The following is a 15,123-nucleotide window of genomic DNA, read 5'->3' on the forward strand; positions in this document are numbered from 1 at the left end:
GGTGCAGGACCCGGACCCTACGCTGGTTCCGGGTCCTGTTCCGTTTCACTCGTAGTCATGTGCAGCCGGCGGGGAAGGGTCCGGTCATAGTGGATCCGCAGGTGGTGGGCACGCCAGGCCCAGACAAAACCGACGACGGCGGTGATCAGTCCGGAGGCCGCGGCAACGCCGAGGCTCCAGCGGGGCCCAAAGCTGTTGGCTACCCACCCCACCAGCGGGGCGCCGATGGGAGTTCCGCCCATAAAGATGGCAAAGTACAGGGCCATCACACGTCCGCGCATCACCGGCGCTGTGGTGGTCTGGACATAGGCGTTCGCGCTCGTCATCAGCGTCAGCGCAAACAGACCCACCGGAATCAGGGACACCGCGAACCACAGAAGAGTGGGAGAGGCAGCGGAAACCAGGCACGCGGCCCCAAAGGCGCCGGCGGCCCCGAAGACAAAACGCAGCCGGGGTTTGTCCCTGCGGGCCGACAGCAGCGCCCCGGTGACGGACCCGATGGCCATGACGGAGTTCAGCAGTCCAAAGATTCCGGCGTCCTGGCCAAACTCGGTACGGGCCATCGCCGCGATGTACACGGCAAAGTTCAGGCCGAATGTTCCCACAATAAAGATGGCCAGCAGCACCATCACCAGGTCCGGGCGGTACCGGACATATTTCAGCCCTGCCCTGATCCGGCCCTTCCCCGGCGGGGCCTTGGGCAGCACCCGCAGCTCGGAACTGCGCATCTTGAGCAGCGCCAGAACCATGGCGGCGAAGGTGAACGTGTTAATAAGGAAGACCCAGCCCGGGCCAACGGCCACTGTCAGCAGGCCGGCAACTGCCGGGCCCACCATGCGGGCACCGTTAAAGGAGGCGCTGTTGAGCGCAACGGCGTTGGGAAGATCAGCCTCGCCCACGACTTCCGAGACAAAGCTCTGGCGTGCCGGTGCGTCGACGGCTGACACCACGCCCAGGGCCAGGGCAAATGCGTAGACGTGCCACAGCTGGGCCTCGCCGGATAGGACGAGCACGCCCAGGCCAAGACCCAGCGCAGCCATGGCCACTTGGGTGAACAGCAGCACCCTGCGCCGGTTATAGGTATCAGCCACCAAACCTGCCCACGGCGCGAGAACCAGCTGCGGCCCAAGCTGCAGCGCCATGACAATGCCCATGGCCGCTGCGTCCTGGTCGGTGAGGATGTCATAGACCAGCCAGTCCTGGGCTGTCCGCTGCATCCAGGTGCCGATGTTGGACACCAATGCACCGATGAACCAGATTCGGTAGTTAAAGAAGCGCAGTGAACGGAACACAGCTCAGCACCGTCCACCCATGAACTTGTTGACTGCTGCCCCCGGACCCAATGGTTTAGCGCTCCTCCTGAGTTCCCGCCCCGCCGTTCGCGGAATGACCGGCACTGTCCTCAGAGTGTCCGCCGCGGTCCCGCTCGTCTCCTTCGTCGCCGTCGGCCTGCGCCCGGGCGGCTTCCTCCGCGGCAACGGCGGCTTCCTCCGCGGCTACATCCTCCGGACGGATCCGCTCCGACCACGGCACCCACTCGGGAGCGAGGACGGCATTCTCCGAGGGAAGCAGCCCCACCTCGCAGACCGTGGCAACCTTGCCGCGCGGCACCCTGGCCACGGTGGCGTACCAGTGCCAGCCGTTGTATCCGGGGCGCAGGGATTCAAAACGGTGCGTCACCAGGCGCTCAGCGTCCGGCGTTGCCCCTATGTAGGCGCCGATCTGTTCCGGGGGAACAACTTCCAGAAGTCCTGCACGTGCCGCTTCAACGGCAGCGGCAAGCACTGCGTCAGGCTTGGACGGGCGTCGTGCAGCACGCCGCGGTGCCGTGGCAGCGGACTGCCCTCCGGGAGCTTCGGGAGCCGGAGAATCCGATTCGGAATGGGTTGTTGCGCGAGTGGTCATGCAGTGGATCCGCCTTATACGTCCAGGTCATCGGCGACGGCGCGCAGAACGGCCGCCACCTTGGTGGCATGCTTCTTGTCCGGGTAACGGCCCTTGCGCAGGCCGTTCGAGACTGCATCCAATAGTTTAATAAGGTCTTCCGTAATAACCGCCATGTCATCCGCGCTCTTCCGCGTGGCCCGTGCCACTGACGGCGGCGCTTCAAGGATGCGGGCCGAGAGGGCCTGGGGGCCGCGGCGGCCGTCGGCAACGCCAAACTCCATGCGGGTACCGGGCTTTACCTCGGTGACGCCTGCCGGGAGGGCGGAGGCATGAAGGAAGACTTCCTGCCCCTCGTCCGTGGCCAGAAATCCAAAACCTTTACCAGTGTCGAACCACTTCACCTTGCCGATGGGCACTTCGGTTACCTCGTTCTTAGCTAATGAGTGCAGCAGTTATACCTGCCGCAGTGTTGCGCAACCCGCAGTGCCGGCCGTATGCAGAAATGAATGCTCCGGTAGTTCCGCACCTACCGGATGCTTCCGATACTGGGTCGTCCAGATACCAGGTCATCAAGATACTGAGTCATCCAGATACTACGGGAGAGATACTACTGGGAAGCTTGTTCCCTTTAGAATATCCCGGCAGTGCATTCCTTCTCCCGTGCCGGACCTTTGGAGCCGGGAGTTTCCGCTGTTAGCGTTAAATTCATGGACACCAGCGCGCCTTCTCCCGGCAGGACCCCGCACCGGACCGCAGCAGACGTGCCGCGCTGGCGGCGGGTACTCACGGGTGTGGCAGCGCTGCTCGCCGTTCTGGGCCTGCTTTGCCTGGGTGCCGTCCTGCTCTCGGCCCTGCGCGGGGAAAGTGTGTGGCCCGGCTACGCAGCGGGTGCCATTTATGCCCTCCCGGCAGCATTCCTCCTGATGGCAGCGCTGATAATTGACGGAATTCGCCGTCGGCGGCGCGGCTAGGCCGTTCGTTTTGGAACCGGTTCGGGTAACGTAAAGACGATGTCCGCGATCCGAGCCTTAGCCGAAGATCTAGCTTCACGCAGCGACGACCAGCTGCGTGAATTGCTTGCGGCCAGACCGGATCTGGTGTTGCCTCCCGTTCCGGATTTCCAGGCCCTCGCGGCGCGCGCCTCAACCCGCATCAGTGTGCAGCGGGTGTTGGAAAAGCTCACAGCGCCTGAGCTGCAGGTCCTTGAAGCCGTGGACCTGACCACCAATGAGGATTCGCATCTCAGTACTACGGCGTCCTGGCTGAAGAGCGCCATCGCGGGGTCCACCATCAAGGCGCTGGACGCCATCCTCAATCATCTGCATGCTCTCGCCCTGCTCCGCCGCGCGACCCCGCACCCCGGGGCCCCCAAGGCCGACGCCGGGCGCCGGTTCTATCTGCCGGTATCAGTGCTCGGTGAAGCACTGGGAGCTTATCCGGCCGGCCTTGGCCGGCCCTATTCCACCCTTGCCGTCCAGCAACCCGAATTCGGTCAGCGCCTGGTGGGCATCGTGGAGGGGCTGCGCAGAAGCGGCATAGCCATGGAGCGGGCGGACACACCGGCGACGGCGGCCCATTCCCTGCACCATCTCGTTTCGGATCCGGTGGCCTGGGCCTCGCTGATGTCCGGTGCTCCGCCCCAGACACAGGAGCTCCTGAAGCGATTCAAGTACTCCCCGGTGGGTGCCATTCCCAAAAAGGCCACCATGGGCCGCGCCGTTCTGGACAATCCCTCCCCCACTCCGGTGGAGTGGCTGGTGGCCCGCGGCCTCCTGGTTCCGCTGGACGCGCTGCATGTTGAACTCCCCCGGCCGGTGGGGCAGGCGTCCCGCGGCCATGTCATCGTTTCCGATTTCCAGCTTTCCCCGCCGGCACCGGTCACCCGCCAGGTTCCCAACAGTGTCCGGGACAACGCCGCTTATGGGGCGGTGGCGGAAACCCTGCGGCTGGTGACCGAACTGCTCACCCTGGCCAAGACAACTCCCATCAGCACCCTGCGCTCCGGCGGAGTGGGAGTGCGGGAAGTGCGGCGTGTCTCCGAGTCACTGCGCATCGATGCTTCCGCCACCGCCTGGCTGCTGGAACTCTCCGCCCTGTCCGGACTGCTCGCCCTCGACGTCACTACGTCACGGTGGTGTGTCACGGAGCGGGAGTGGTTGACCCTGGACCGGGACGAGCAGTGGAAGCAGCTGGTTTCGGCCTGGCTCGAAGCGGACCGCGCGCCGTCCCTGGTCGGCAGCCCGCTGCCCGGCGGCGGTGCCGTCAATGCTCTGGCGGCCGAGGCATCACGTCCGGATGCCCCCCTGGTGCGCAAGCGGGCCCTGGAAATGCTGGCCCGCCTGGCGGCTGAGGACACCGCCGGGGAAGGAACCACCGGAGCCCTCGACGCCGCTGGCCTGGTCAGCGCACTGACCTGGCACCAGCCGCGGCTCCAGCGCAGGTTTGCGCGGCTGGTCCCGGGCATCCTCAAGGAAGCAGCCCAGCTGGGGCTGCTCGGGTCCGGTGCCCTCACTGATTTGGGAGCAGCGGTTGCTGCCGGGGATTGGGATGCGGCCTTGGACCGCCTGCGCGGCGCCCTGCCGGAGCCGCTTCATTCGTTTCTCCTGCAGGCAGACCTGACTGCAGTGGCTCCGGGTTATCTGGAGCCCGGCGTCGCGCGCCGCCTTGCCGCCATCTCGGTAGCCGAGGGTCAGGGGCCGGCGGCCATCTACCGCTTTTCCGCCGACTCCGTCCGGCAAGCCCTGGACAGCGGACAGAGCGCTGCCGAGATCATGGAATTCCTGCACCGGCACTCCGCCACTGACGTGCCCCAGCCGCTGAAGTATCTGGTCGAAGACACCGCGGCCCGCTACGGCCGGCTCCGGGTCGGCTCCATGGCCTCCTATCTGCGCAGCGACGACGAAGACGGCCTGACCGGACTGCTGGCAGATCCGGGCACCACGGCCCTGGGCCTCGTACGCCTCTCGCCCACCGTCGTCGGATCGGTGGCAAGCCCGCAGGAACTGTCCTACACCCTGCGCGAACTGGGCTACTCGCCGGCACTGGAGGGGCGGGCACGCCCGGTGGCGGGTTCACATGCCCATCCCCCCGTGACGGTGCCCGCATCTTCCCGGACCCGGATCAATCCCTGGCACCTGACGGACGAGGACATCTCCGAACAGCTGGCCGCACTCCGCGGCGAAGGACCGCCGGTGGCCGGGCACGGCGAAAGCCAGCCGCTGGTCGGGCTGGAGATCCTGCGCGAGGCCATCCGCACCCGAAGTTCTGTCCGGATGGGCGTTGTGGACAGCCAGGGGAATCAGCGGCAGGAAATATTCGTTCCCTTATCAGTCACCGACGGACGGGTGCGGGTTTTCGATCCGCGCCGCGACGTGGAGCGAGTGGTGTCGGTGCACCGAATCATGGACGTAGAAATAGTGGAGGATACCCCGGCGCATGGCTGACGGACCGTTGATTGTCCAGAGTGATAAAACCATTTTGCTGGAGGTGGACCATCCCCAGTCGACCGAGGCCCGGCACGCCATTGCGGCGTTTGCCGAGCTGGAGCGGGCTCCGGAGCATATCCACAGCTACCGGCTGACGCCGCTGGGCCTGTGGAATGCCCGGGCTGCCGGCTTGGACGCCGAACAGGTTTTGAACACCCTGCTGACGTACTCCCGCTTTCCCGTGCCGCATTCGCTGCTGGTGGACATTGAGGAAACCATGTCCCGGTACGGGCGGCTGCGGCTGGAGAAGGATCCCCAGCACGGCTTGGTCCTGCGGACCACGGACTATCCGGTACTGGAAGAGGTCATGCATGCCAAGAAGATCCAGCCGCTGCTGGGTCCGCGCATCGACGGCGAGACGGTGGTGGTGCAGTCCGCGATGCGGGGACAGCTCAAGCAGCTGCTGCTGAAGCTCGGCTGGCCGGCCGAGGATCTGGCCGGCTACGTGGACGGCACGCCGCACCCCATCATGCTGAACGAGGACGGCTGGGCGCTGCGTCCGTACCAGAAGCTGGCCACTGAGAACTTTTGGGCCGGCGGCTCCGGCGTCGTCGTCCTGCCCTGTGGTGCGGGCAAGACCCTGGTGGGCGCGGCAGCTATGGCCACCAGCTCCACCACCACGCTGATCCTGGTCACCAACACGGTGTCCGCTCGGCAGTGGAAGGATGAGCTGCTCAAGCGCACGTCGCTGACCGAGGATGAAATCGGCGAATATTCCGGTGCCATGAAGGAAGTCCGCCCAGTCACCATTGCCACTTACCAGGTGCTGACGCTCAAGCGCGGAGGCCTGTATCCGCATCTGGAACTGCTCGACGCCAATGACTGGGGCCTGATCATCTATGACGAGGTGCATCTGCTGCCGGCTCCGATCTTCAGGATGACGGCGGACCTGCAGGCGCGCCGGCGGCTGGGCCTGACAGCCACCCTGGTGCGGGAGGACGGGCGTGAGGGCGAGGTCTTCTCATTGATCGGCCCCAAACGCTACGACGCTCCGTGGAAGGACATCGAGGCCCAGGGCTACATTGCCCCGGCCGAGTGCATTGAGGTGCGCGTGGACCTGCCCCGGGATGAACGCGTTGCCTACGCCATGGCCGAGGACGGGGACAAGTACCGGCTGTGTTCGACGTCGGAGACCAAGACCGACGTCGTCGAGCAGCTCGTGAAGCGCCACGAAGGCGAGCAGACGCTGGTGATCGGGCAGTATCTGGACCAGCTGGACGAGCTTGCCCAGCGGCTGGACGCACCCGTCATCAAGGGCGACACTCCGGTGAAGGAACGCCAGCGGCTGTTCAATGAGTTCCGCGAGGGCGCCCTGAGCACGCTGGTGGTGTCCAAGGTGGCCAACTTCTCGATCGACCTGCCCGAAGCGTCAGTGGCCATCCAGGTCTCCGGTTCCTTCGGCTCCCGTCAGGAGGAGGCCCAGCGGCTGGGCCGGCTGCTGCGGCCCAAGGCCGACGGCAAGGCCGCGCACTTCTACACAGTGGTGGCCCGGGACACGGTGGACCAGGACTTTGCGGCCAAGCGGCAGCGGTTTTTGGCTGAGCAGGGCTATGCCTACTCCATCCTGGATGCCTCGGATATCGAAAAGCCGGTGTAGGGGCGAGCATCAGCCCGCGGTCAGCAACCTTCGAGCCCGCCTACAGACAACGCACAGCTAAATGTAAGAAACTGGTGCAGTGAACAAATCATCCGGACCTGAAGCCCGTCTCCTGGTTGTTGACGACGAGCCCAACATTCGCGAACTCCTGTCCACCTCGCTGCGCTTCGCCGGCTTCGACGTCGTGGCTGCCGGCAACGGGCGGGAGGCTCTGGCCGCTGTGGAGGACCACGCCCCCGACCTCGCGGTCCTGGACGTCATGCTTCCGGACATGGACGGCTTCACGCTGACCCGCCGCCTGCGGGCAGCCGGCCGGCACTTCCCGGTGGTGTTCCTGACCGCACGGGATGACACCGAGGACAAGGTCACCGGCCTGACCGTGGGCGGAGACGACTATGTCACCAAACCGTTCAGCCTTGACGAAGTTGTGGCGCGCATCCGGGCAGTGCTGCGGCGCACCCAGCCGCTCGACGAGGACGACGCCGTCCTCCGCGTGGACGACCTTGAGCTGGATGACGACGCCCATGAGGTCCGCCGCGGCGGGGTGATCATTGATCTTTCCCCCACCGAGTTCAAGCTGCTGCGCTATCTCATGCTCAATCCGAACCGGGTGCTCTCCAAGGCGCAAATCCTGGACCACGTCTGGGAGTACGACTTCAACGGGGATGCTTCCATCGTTGAGTCCTACATTTCCTATCTGCGGCGCAAGATCGACCGCAGCCCGGATGCTCCCGCCCTGATCCAGACCAAGCGCGGGGTGGGCTACCTTCTGCGCACGTCGGAGAAGCGCTAAGCCTTGCTCCGCCGCTGGAAATCCGCCTCGCTGCGATCCCAGCTCGTAGCAATCATGGCAATTTTGATGGTCATCACCGTGACCATCACGGGGCTGGCCACGATCTACGTGCTGCGGCAGATACTGATAACGCGCCTTGATGTGGAAATCGGCGACAATGCCCCGGCAGTGTCCCGCTATCTGCTTTCGGACGGCCCTGCGAGCGATACCTCCCTGTTCCAGTTCTACGGGCTCTATCTGGCCGACGACGGCAGCTACGGACTCGAGACCCACTCCGATCCCCGACAAGACACCCCCGTGGTGGACCATTACACGGCCGAGCAGGTGAGGGAGCTCGATCAGCAGGGACAGACGGTTCCCGGAACTGCACCGGGCAGCAAAGGCTGGCGCCTGAAGGTCTTCCCCCTTGAGGCCGCTCCCGGTTCGGTGGTTGTTGCGCTTCCGCTGGACTCCGTGGCCACCACCGTGGATGAAGCCGCGTCACTGGTGTTCTCCGTGGGGCTGCTCGGCACCCTGGGCGCCACCGGGATCGCTTACTGGGCCGTCACCCGGCAGTTCCGCCCGTTGAGCCAGGTGGAGAAGACCGCTGCGGCCATCGCTGCCGGCGACCTTTCCCGGCGCGTGGACGTCGGCAACCCGACCACGGAAATTGGCCGTCTGTCCCGCTCCCTGAACGCCATGCTGGCGCACATTGAAACCGCTTTTGCGGCCCGGACCAAGTCCGAGCAGAAGATGCGCCGCTTCGTCCAGGATGCCTCGCACGAGCTGCGCACCCCGCTGGTCACGATCCGTGGATTCTCCGAGCTGTACCGCCACGGCGCACTGCAGAAACCCGAAGAGGTGGCTGCGGCCATGGGGCGGATCGAGAGTGAGGCCAAGCGGATGGGCCAGCTGGTGGAGGATCTGCTTACTCTGGCCCGTGTGGATGAACAGCGCCCGCTGGAGTACGAGCCGGTGGACCTGATGCTGTTGGGCAACGATGCCGCGATGGACGCGCGTGCCAGCTCGCCGGGCAGGGAAATCCGCGTGGTGGGCCTGGACGGGCAGCAGCCGCGTCCGGCACCTACTTTGGGCGACGAGGCCCGGCTGCGGCAGGTAGTGGCGAACCTGATCACCAATGCCCTGCGTTACACACCTGACGGGTCCCCGATTGAGATTGCCGTTGGTGTGGCACCGGTTATCCACAACCGCTCGGACGCCGTGCTGGAGGTGCGGGACCACGGACCGGGCATCTCCGAGGAAGATGCGGCGCGGGTCTTTGAGCGTTTTTACCGCGCCGATTCCTCGAGGTACCGCGAGACGGGCGGCACGGGTCTTGGCTTGGCGATTGTCGCCGCACTGGTGGCACAGCACGACGGCACCGTACGGCTGTCCGAAACGGAAGGCGGCGGCGCCACCCTCTCCATCCGCCTCCCCTATCACCCCGCGGGGGACCTCGACGCGGAGCCGTCCGAGCCGGGCAGCTAGCGCAGGGCATCCCCCTCCACAGGGGCAGCCCCGGCGCCGTTTTCCCGTCCTGTCCACAGGTGTGACCTCGCCTGTGCGGCGCAGTGTCCGCCCGCCTAGCCTCGGAAGCTCAAGGCTCATGGAGCCGCAGGCAACTTCTGAAGGGGAGACACCATGGCACTAGTTTCAGTGGACAGCGAGGTTCTCGACGCCAAGAGCGCCGAGGTCCGCGGCACCATCGACCGGCTGCAATCGGAGATCAACCGGATGCAGTCAGGCCTGCAGTCCCTCAGCGAGTCGTGGCAGGGCCAGGCGTCGGCGAACTTCCAGTCCCTGGTGGCGGACTGGCGCAGCACCCAGGCCAAGGTTGAGGAGTCCCTGGCCAGCATCAATCTGGCCCTCGGTCATGCATCGGCGCAGTACGCGGAAACGGAAGCAGCCAACGTCGCTCTGTTTCGACACTAGCCCTGTTCCGGCACGCACCGGATGCATCCTGCGCCGGCTGCGTCCGGCACGCGCGGACAGCTCTGACCGGCTGCGTGCGGCAATGTCCGTGGACGCTAAAAGGCGCGGCACCTCAAAGGTGCCGCGCCTTTTAGCTGGCTAGCTGGGCCTTGCGGGTCAGCAGTGGGGGCTAGAAGCCGCCCATGCCGCCCATGCCGCCCATTTCGTCGCCGCCGCCCATGGCCGGTGCAGCCTTTTCAGGCTTGTCGGCAACTACTGCTTCGGTGGTCAGGAACAGACCGGCGATGGAAGCCGCGTTCTGCAGGGCAGAGCGGGTTACCTTTACCGGGTCGTTGACGCCGGCGGCCAGCAGGTCTTCGTACTCGCCGGTTGCAGCGTTCAGGCCCCAGCCCTCGGGCAGCCCGCGGACCTTGTCGACAACAACGCCCGGCTCCATGCCGGCGTTGAAGGCGATCTGCTTCAGCGGAGCATCGATGGCAACGCGCACAATGTTTGCGCCCGTTGCTTCGTCGCCCTCAAGGGTCAGGTTGGCGAAAGCCTTCAGGCCGGCCTGGATGAGGGCAACGCCGCCACCGGCGACAATGCCTTCTTCAACGGCTGCCTTGGCGTTGCGGACAGCGTCCTCAATGCGGTGCTTGCGCTCCTTGAGCTCAACCTCGGTGGCTGCGCCGGCCTTGATGACTGCAACGCCGCCGGCCAGCTTGGCCAGGCGTTCCTGCAGCTTCTCACGGTCGTAATCGGAATCGGAGTTCTCGATCTCGGCACGGATCTGGTTGACGCGGCCCGCGATTTCCTCGGCGTCGCCGGCGCCTTCCACGATGGTGGTCTCGTCCTTGGTGACAACAACCTTGCGGGCCTTGCCCAGCAGGTCGAGCGTGGCATTTTCCAGCTTCAGGCCGACTTCCTCGGCGATGACCTGGCCACCGGTGAGGATGGCGATGTCTGCCAGCTGGGCCTTGCGGCGGTCGCCGAAGCCCGGAGCCTTGACGGCAACGGACTTGAAGGTGCCGCGGATCTTGTTGACAACCAGGGTTGCCAGGGCTTCGCCCTCAACGTCTTCGGCGATGATCAGCAGCGGCTTGCCGGACTGCATGACCTTCTCGAGGACGGCAACGAGGTCCTTGACGTTGGAGATCTTCGAGTTGACGATCAGGATGTACGGATCTTCCAGGACTGCTTCCTGACGCTCGGCGTCAGTCACGAAGTAACCGGAGATGTAACCCTTGTCGAAGCGCATACCTTCGGTGAGCTCAAGCTCAAGACCAAAGGTGTTGGACTCCTCGACGGTGATGACGCCTTCCTTGCCCACCTTGTCCAGAGCTTCGGCGATGAGATCACCGATCTGCTGGTCGCCGGCGGAGATGGAAGCTGTGGCAGCAATCTGCTCCTTGGTCTCAATTTCCTTGGCGGAGGCCAGGAGCTCGGCCGTAACAGCCTCGACGGCCTTCTCAATGCCGCGCTTCAGGCTCAGCGGGTCAGCGCCGGCAGCAACGTTGCGCAGGCCTTCCTTGACCAGTGCCTGGGCGAGGACGGTAGCCGTGGTGGTACCGTCACCGGCAACATCGTCAGTCTTCTTGGCAACTTCCTTGACCAGCTCTGCGCCGATCTTTTCGTAGGGATCGTCGAGCTCGATCTCCTTGGCGATGGAAACGCCGTCGTTCGTGATGGTGGGGGCGCCCCACTTCTTCTCAAGGACCACGTTGCGGCCGCGGGGGCCCAAGGTGACCTTTACGGCGTCAGCGAGGATATTCAACCCGCGCTCGAGGCCGCGGCGTGCCTCTTCGTCAAATGCAATGATCTTGGCCATAACGGCTTTCGTCCTTCCGGAACAGTCATGCTGGGTGCTTAGATGTTGCATTCCAGACTGCGGTGCCCGCGACGGACGGGCCTGTGCGCGCGATCTCTTTTACGCGTACCCAGGCCCTCACCTCAGTGGCTTGCTCTTTCACTCAACGCCGACCGCTTTTTAGCAGTCATCCGGCAAGAGTGCTAAGTCAATAATTAGCACTCCCTCACACTGAGTGCAAGCGATCACGGCTTCGCGCTGTGTCCCTCACGCTCATCTGCAACCCGGAGCACAGGCAGGGGCACGCCAAACGGCGGCGGGCCCTGCAGAGGGGGCCGCCGCCGCTTTGTCCGCCGGACAGCGGACGCTCGCCTACTCTGCGCGGACGTCTTCCGCCTGCGGGCCCTTCTGCCCCTCACCAATCTCAAACTGCACCCGCTGGCCCTCTTCCAGGGTGCGGTAACCGGACGCCTGGATCGCGGACCAGTGGACGAATACGTCCGTTTGAGCCTCATCCACGGTGATGAACCCGTAGCCCTTTTCTCCGTTGAACCATTTGACGATCCCCTGCGCCATGCTCTTTCTCCCGCCTTGTTGCGAACGTGCCTTCCGCCAGGCTGCCCGTGGCGGAACGGGCCGGCACACAGCCGGTCCGGCGGACAGCGGATTTCCCCTGCTCGTTTGGGACCGGGTGCGGCACGGCTGGCACTCACTGTAGCCAGCAGAAAACGGGTCGCGGACCCGGATGGGCGATCGTTATGCAGTTTTTACGAAAAGAGAGTTGTTCCTACTGGAATCCCGGACCGGCCACCACGGTGACCAGGTCAAATTCTGCGGATTCGGAGAGTGCGGGGATCTCCAGGAGCCGGGACAGTTCCTGGGCACCGGCCAGCTGGTCCGCGCCGTTGTAGAAAATGACCGATCCCTGAAGCGGCTGTCCGCTCCACACGGCGATCTCTTCGGCGGTCCAGCCGTCTGCTGCGATGCGGCCGGAAACGATGGACCCCACCCCGGGAATGCCGGTTCCGTTCAGCACCACCACGGGCTGGCTGCGGTCCACCCCGTCCGAGGCCTCCGGGGAAGCCGGAGATTCACTCGGGGAGGCACCGGCGGAGGTATCGGGTTCCTCCGACGGCCCGGGCTCTGAAGCCGGTGCTGAAGCTTGTGCCGCTGCCGCCGGATCTCCGGCCGGCCCGGCGGCGTCGTCCGCCCCGATGCCAAGCCGGGGAAGGACAAAGTAGGCGGCGAGGCCCAGTACCAGGGCAAGCACCCCCACGGTAATGATCAGGCCAAGTCCGCGGGACCGTGCGGGGATCAGCCGTTCCCGGTGGACGCCCTGGCGCGATGATGTCTCGGGAACCTTGTCAAACTCATCCCGGGGATATGGGCTCATGGTGCGTATCAGTCCTTGGGTCTGCGGCGGCGACGGATTTAGACGTCAAAGCCTGAGCGACGGGCGGTGCGCGCACGCTGACGGGTTGTACGTAGTCTACGCAGTCTCTTGACGAGCATCGGATCGTGCGCGAGGGCGTCCTCGGTGTCGATAAGCGCATTGAGGACCTGGTAATAGCGGGTGGCGGACATGCCGAACAGTTCACGGATGGCCTGTTCCTTCGCCCCGGCATACTTCCACCAGGCCCGCTCCAGCGCGAGCATCTGCTGTTCTTGCTCTCCCAGGGGACTTTCGGGGTCAACCGCGCCGTCCAGCGAAAAGGCTTCGGTTGTTTCGGCCACAGAAATCTCCCAGATAAGTTGACGGTTCGATCCCATGCTAGTGGGGAAATAACATGCTTGCCATTTTGGCGCCGCCCGTCACACGGGCCCGCAGTCCCGCACGGCGTTGGCACCCGGGCGCCGCTGATCCCGGCGCCGGAACTCCCGCGGACACAGCCGGCGGCCCTAGTCTGGAGGGGTGAGCTCCAATGAACCGACCCTCTTCTCCCTGCCGCCGGATTCTCTTCCAGCCGGTTCCCGCCGTCCCGGGACAGGCACCGCCAACGACGACGCCGCGTCCGGCCCGGGCGCTGAACCTTTTCCTTTCGCAGCGCCCGCCGCGCTCAGGGACGTCATGGCACCGGACTGGGCCGCTGCCCTGGCCCCGGCCGCTTCTGAACTGCACCGGATCGCAGCATGGCTCGAGGAAGAGCGCGCATCAGGCAACACGGTGCTGCCGGCCCCCGGAAACATTCTCCGTTCCTTCTCCCGTCCCCTGGCCGAGGTGAAAGTCCTGCTCATCGGTCAGGACCCGTACCCCACCCCGGGCCACGCCGTCGGACTGTCCTTCTCCGTGGACCGGGGCGTGCGGCCGCTGCCCCGGAGCCTGAACAACATATATAAGGAACTCGACGCCGACCTCGGCATAGCGCCCTGCGCGCACGGGGACCTCAGTGCCTGGTCGGACCAGGGCGTGCTGCTGCTGAACCGTGTCCTGACCGTTCGGGCGGGAGACGCCGGTTCCCACCGCAGACGCGGCTGGGAGCAGATCACCGAGCTCGCCGTGCGCGCCGTCGTCGCCCGCCGGTCCGCCGACGGCGGCCGCGTGCCCCTGGTGGCCGTGCTCTGGGGCAATGACGCGCGCTCAATCGTGCCCCTGCTGGGTGAGGTGCCCCGCATCGAATCTGCCCATCCCAGCCCGCTCTCGGCATCGCGGGGATTCTTCGGCTCACGGCCGTTCAGCCGGGTCAACGAGATGCTGCAGAGCCAGGGTGCTGAGCCCGTGGACTGGGCCCTGGACGGGATACGGTAGGGGAAACGCCTGACCAAGGAGAATTACATGCCCGACACTGCTGTGCCCGCCGGAAAGCCTGCCCAGGATCCTCCCCGCCGGTCCCGGCCGCTGCTGACACTGGAGGTCCTGCGGCGCGAGCAGTTGACTCCGCATATGGTTCGGATCATTGCGGGCGGACCCAACTTTGAGCACTTTGCAGACAACGGCTTTGCGGACGCATACTGCAAGATCTGGTTTGGGCCGGACGGCAAGCCGCTGGACGGCAGCGCCGAGCTTGAGGCCCTCCGGGAGCAGTTCCCGCGGGAACAGTGGCCGGTCTCGCGGACCTACACCATCCGCAGCGTCAATGCCGCGGCGCGGGAGCTCGCCATCGACTTTGTGGTCCACGGCGACGAGGGGCTTGCCGGTCCCTGGGCGGCCCGTGCGGCCGCCGGCGAAAGCCTTTCCTTCACCGGCCCCGGCGGAGCCTTCGATCCGGATCCCGACGCCGGCTGGTACCTTTTTGCTGCCGATGAATCCGCGCTTCCCGCCACGGCTGCCGTATTGGAAGCCCTGCCCTCCGCCGCCGTCGGGCAGGTTTTTGTGGAAGTGGGCGGACCGCAGGACCGCCAGCCTCTCACCATGCCGGCAGGCATGACCGTGACCTGGCTCTACCGGGGAGAACTTCCGGCCGGGAACACCGGCCTGCTCGCCGCGGCCGTGGCCGCCGCTTCCTGGCCAAGCAACGACGTTCAGGTCTTCGCCCATGGTGAGCGGGAAGCCATGAAGGCACTGCGGGACGTTCTTTTCGGTGCCAGGGGCCTGGAACGCCGGCAGGTATCGCTGTCCGGGTACTGGGCGGCGGGACGCACTGAAGACGCCTTCCAGGCAGAAAAAAGGACCCCGGTGGGCAAGATCCTCTAGATCTCATCCTCCGGGGCCCTTCGTCCCGGCTGC

At 65.5% G+C, this 15,123-nt stretch carries 15 protein-coding genes; 8 read left to right on the forward strand and 7 right to left on the reverse strand.

Annotated features, from left to right (window positions below; genetic code table 11):
* Positions 1-17: 17 nt before the first annotated feature.
* The 3 genes from AC4D2Q_RS16820 to AC4D2Q_RS16830 are packed head-to-tail and all read right to left on the reverse strand — an operon-like array spanning position 18 to position 2,303.
* Entirely contained in the window at positions 18-1,292 is a 1,275-nt protein-coding gene (locus AC4D2Q_RS16820; protein ID WP_490947583.1) for an MFS transporter, read from the reverse strand.
* Positions 1,293-1,347: 55 nt separating this feature from the next.
* Positions 1,348-1,905 carry a DUF3027 domain-containing protein gene (locus AC4D2Q_RS16825; RefSeq protein ID WP_490947584.1) on the reverse strand — a complete coding sequence of 186 codons (558 nt, stop codon included), beginning with the start codon at positions 1,903-1,905 and terminating at the stop codon, positions 1,348-1,350.
* Between the two features lie 14 nt (positions 1,906-1,919).
* Positions 1,920-2,303, reverse strand: a complete 384-nt coding sequence (locus AC4D2Q_RS16830; RefSeq protein WP_210231717.1) for a cold-shock protein — start codon at positions 2,301-2,303, stop codon at positions 1,920-1,922.
* A gap of 291 nt (positions 2,304-2,594) precedes the next feature.
* Between AC4D2Q_RS16830 and AC4D2Q_RS16835 the strand changes: the two genes are divergently transcribed.
* From AC4D2Q_RS16835 to AC4D2Q_RS16860, 6 genes are all read left to right on the forward strand, one after another.
* A complete protein-coding gene (locus AC4D2Q_RS16835; protein ID WP_400933812.1) occupies positions 2,595-2,858 on the forward strand; it encodes a hypothetical protein in 264 nt (87 codons plus the stop codon).
* Between the two features lie 39 nt (positions 2,859-2,897).
* The gene (locus AC4D2Q_RS16840) at positions 2,898-5,330 is read left to right on the forward strand and encodes a helicase-associated domain-containing protein (protein WP_490927681.1); all 2,433 of its coding nucleotides are present in this window, start codon (positions 2,898-2,900) and stop codon (positions 5,328-5,330) included.
* A complete protein-coding gene (locus AC4D2Q_RS16845; protein ID WP_490947585.1) occupies positions 5,323-6,969 on the forward strand; it encodes a DNA repair helicase XPB in 1,647 nt (548 codons plus the stop codon). The genes AC4D2Q_RS16840 and AC4D2Q_RS16845 overlap by 8 nt, the downstream gene beginning before the upstream one ends.
* 79 nt (positions 6,970-7,048) lie before the next feature.
* A complete protein-coding gene (locus tag AC4D2Q_RS16850; protein WP_490947586.1) occupies positions 7,049-7,762 on the forward strand; it encodes a response regulator transcription factor in 714 nt (237 codons plus the stop codon).
* 54 nt (positions 7,763-7,816) lie between these two features.
* Entirely contained in the window at positions 7,817-9,229 is a 1,413-nt protein-coding gene (locus AC4D2Q_RS16855; RefSeq protein ID WP_490947587.1) for a sensor histidine kinase, read from the forward strand.
* A gap of 153 nt (positions 9,230-9,382) precedes the next feature.
* A complete protein-coding gene (locus tag AC4D2Q_RS16860) occupies positions 9,383-9,673 on the forward strand; it encodes a WXG100 family type VII secretion target (protein WP_490927678.1) in 291 nt (96 codons plus the stop codon).
* A gap of 169 nt (positions 9,674-9,842) precedes the next feature.
* Here AC4D2Q_RS16860 and groL read toward each other — a convergent pair whose 3' ends face one another.
* From groL to AC4D2Q_RS16880, 4 genes are all read right to left on the reverse strand, one after another.
* Positions 9,843-11,480: a chaperonin GroEL gene (gene groL, locus AC4D2Q_RS16865; RefSeq protein ID WP_490927677.1), complete on the reverse strand. Its 1,638-nt coding sequence runs from the start codon at positions 11,478-11,480 to the stop codon at positions 9,843-9,845.
* A 351-nt stretch (positions 11,481-11,831) separates the two neighbouring features.
* Positions 11,832-12,035 carry a cold-shock protein gene (locus AC4D2Q_RS16870; protein WP_490947588.1) on the reverse strand — a complete coding sequence of 68 codons (204 nt, stop codon included), beginning with the start codon at positions 12,033-12,035 and terminating at the stop codon, positions 11,832-11,834.
* Between the two features lie 211 nt (positions 12,036-12,246).
* On the reverse strand, positions 12,247-12,852 hold the full coding sequence (locus tag AC4D2Q_RS16875) for a LytR C-terminal domain-containing protein (protein WP_490947589.1): 606 nt from the start codon (positions 12,850-12,852) through the stop codon (positions 12,247-12,249).
* 38 nt (positions 12,853-12,890) lie between these two features.
* A complete protein-coding gene (locus AC4D2Q_RS16880; RefSeq protein ID WP_490927675.1) occupies positions 12,891-13,193 on the reverse strand; it encodes a DUF3263 domain-containing protein in 303 nt (100 codons plus the stop codon).
* 178 nt (positions 13,194-13,371) lie between these two features.
* On the opposite strand from AC4D2Q_RS16880, the gene AC4D2Q_RS16885 reads away from it, so the two are divergent.
* Together AC4D2Q_RS16885 and AC4D2Q_RS16890 are read left to right on the forward strand one after the other, a co-directional pair.
* The gene (locus tag AC4D2Q_RS16885; protein ID WP_490947590.1) at positions 13,372-14,205 is read left to right on the forward strand and encodes a uracil-DNA glycosylase; all 834 of its coding nucleotides are present in this window, start codon (positions 13,372-13,374) and stop codon (positions 14,203-14,205) included.
* 27 nt (positions 14,206-14,232) lie between these two features.
* On the forward strand, positions 14,233-15,090 hold the full coding sequence (locus tag AC4D2Q_RS16890; protein WP_490947591.1) for a siderophore-interacting protein: 858 nt from the start codon (positions 14,233-14,235) through the stop codon (positions 15,088-15,090).
* Positions 15,091-15,123 lie beyond the last annotated feature (33 nt).

The organism is Arthrobacter sp. TJ-178 (genome assembly GCF_058269275.1).

What these genes read in the sequence shown, in the direction of transcription:
- AC4D2Q_RS16835 (WP_400933812.1), top strand. Translation starts at nt 2,595, where the DNA reads ATGGACACCAGCGCGCCTTCTCCCGGCAGGACCCCGCACCGGACCGCA.
- AC4D2Q_RS16890 (WP_490947591.1), top strand. Translation starts at nt 14,233, where the DNA reads ATGCCCGACACTGCTGTGCCCGCCGGAAAGCCTGCCCAGGATCCTCCC.
- AC4D2Q_RS16875 (WP_490947589.1), bottom strand. Translation starts at nt 12,852, where the DNA reads ATGAGCCCATATCCCCGGGATGAGTTTGACAAGGTTCCCGAGACATCA.
- AC4D2Q_RS16825 (WP_490947584.1), bottom strand. Translation starts at nt 1,905, where the DNA reads ATGACCACTCGCGCAACAACCCATTCCGAATCGGATTCTCCGGCTCCC.
- AC4D2Q_RS16860 (WP_490927678.1), top strand. Translation starts at nt 9,383, where the DNA reads ATGGCACTAGTTTCAGTGGACAGCGAGGTTCTCGACGCCAAGAGCGCC.
- AC4D2Q_RS16840 (WP_490927681.1), top strand. Translation starts at nt 2,898, where the DNA reads ATGTCCGCGATCCGAGCCTTAGCCGAAGATCTAGCTTCACGCAGCGAC.
- groL (WP_490927677.1), bottom strand. Translation starts at nt 11,480, where the DNA reads ATGGCCAAGATCATTGCATTTGACGAAGAGGCACGCCGCGGCCTCGAG.
- AC4D2Q_RS16845 (WP_490947585.1), top strand. Translation starts at nt 5,323, where the DNA reads ATGGCTGACGGACCGTTGATTGTCCAGAGTGATAAAACCATTTTGCTG.
- AC4D2Q_RS16870 (WP_490947588.1), bottom strand. Translation starts at nt 12,035, where the DNA reads ATGGCGCAGGGGATCGTCAAATGGTTCAACGGAGAAAAGGGCTACGGG.
- AC4D2Q_RS16855 (WP_490947587.1), top strand. Translation starts at nt 7,817, where the DNA reads ATGGCAATTTTGATGGTCATCACCGTGACCATCACGGGGCTGGCCACG.